We start from the raw sequence: 1,523 nt of genomic DNA on the forward strand, positions 1-1,523 counted from the left end.
CCTGATTCGAAAATCCCCCGTCTCGTGTCCGTAGTCGCTGGTCAGGCAGCTCCTTCTGCTTGGAGGGTCACTTGGTAGCCGAGTTGGTTGAGCTGGCTCACCAGGCGTCGGGTCTGCCTGGCCCGGCCGGTGCGTTCGAGGAAGTACTGGCCGCCGAGGTCGGCGTATTCGGTGTCGTGGGTGAACATGTGCCAGACCGCGATCAGGATCGAGTGCTCCAGGGCGACCAGGGCTCTCTTCTTGCCGCGGCGGGCGACGATGCGCCGGTAGCGGGCGGCGAGGTAGGTGTCCTTGGTCCGTGCGGCGGACACGGCGGCCTGGCCGAGGGCGGCCTTGAGCCAGGGGTCGCCGTGCCGGGTCTTGCCGCTGCCGGTCCTGCCCCCGGACTGGTGGTTGCCTGGACAGACGCCGGCCCAGGAGGCCAGGTCGGCCGCCGACGGGAAGCGGGCGATGTCGTCGCCGATCTCGGCGAGGATCACCTGTGCGGCGCGTGTGTCGACGCCGGGGATGGTCACGAGGAGTTCGATGCGGCGGCGAAAGGGCTGCAGCATCACCTCGATGTGCTCGCTCAGGCGCGTCTCGGTGGCGGTGCAGGCGTCGATCCGGTCCAGCATCGCCCGGGCCAGGAAGGCGTGGTGGGCGGTGAAGTTGCCGGTCAGGGCCTCGACGAGGGCGTCGGTCTTGCGGCGCATGCTGCCCTTGGCCAGGTCCGCCAGGACGTGCGGGTCGCGTTCACCGGCGATGAGGGCCTCCAGCATCGCGCGGCCGGAGACACCCAGGATGTTGGAGACGGTCGCGGACAGCTTGATCCCGGTGTCCTCCAGCAGCTTCTCCAGCCGCTGGGTCTCGCGGGTGCGTTCGCGGACGATCTCGGTGCGGTAGCGGGTGACGTCCCGCAGCTGCCGGATCGGCTCCGGCGGCACGAACGAGGGGCGGACCAGGCCGTGTTCGACGAGCTTGGCGATCCACTCGGAGTCCTTCACGTCGGTCTTGCGACCGGGCACCGACTTCATGTGCCTCGCGTTGAGCAGCCAGCATTCGATGTCGTGCTCCAGCAGGTAGAACACGGGCTTCCAGTACACGCCCGTGGCTTCCATGCCCACCACGGTGATGCCCTCGGCGAGCAGCCAGTCCCGCATCGCCAGCAGCCCGGACGTCACCGCGGAGAACGTCCGCACCTCGCTGCGACGCCGCTTGCCGCTGCTCGGGACGCGGATACAGACCTTTACATCGACCTTGCTGATGTCGATCCCCGCGCAGCGTTCGTGGATCACGTCCATCCCGTCGGCACCCCCTCCAGTCGTCGGCCGCGAGCACGCGACCGTCCGGCGGGGGTCCGGCAGGCGGAAGAGTCTGATTCACGTGCTCGGAGCAACACATCCGGGTGCCTGTCGATGGACCCCCAGCGTCCTACTGACCCACGGGCTCGGAACGCGCCAAGGCGACACGACGTCCGCCGGACGACCACACACCGATTTTCACGCACACAGGGTGTCGCCGTCAGGCGACCGGATTACTGACCC

Annotated in this window: 1 protein-coding gene; it reads right to left on the bottom strand. The window is 68.5% G+C overall.

Going from position 1 to position 1,523, the window contains the following annotated elements; translation table 11 throughout:
- Positions 1 to 41: 41 nt before the first annotated feature.
- Complete coding sequence (locus tag GUY61_RS38245; protein WP_166634882.1) at positions 42 to 1,280, bottom strand: IS110 family transposase; 1,239 nt, start codon at positions 1,278 to 1,280, stop codon at positions 42 to 44.
- Positions 1,281 to 1,523: the final 243 nt, after the last annotated feature.

This window comes from Streptomyces sp. GC420 (genome assembly GCF_009916105.1).
Classification (GTDB): domain Bacteria; phylum Actinomycetota; class Actinomycetes; order Streptomycetales; family Streptomycetaceae; genus Streptomyces.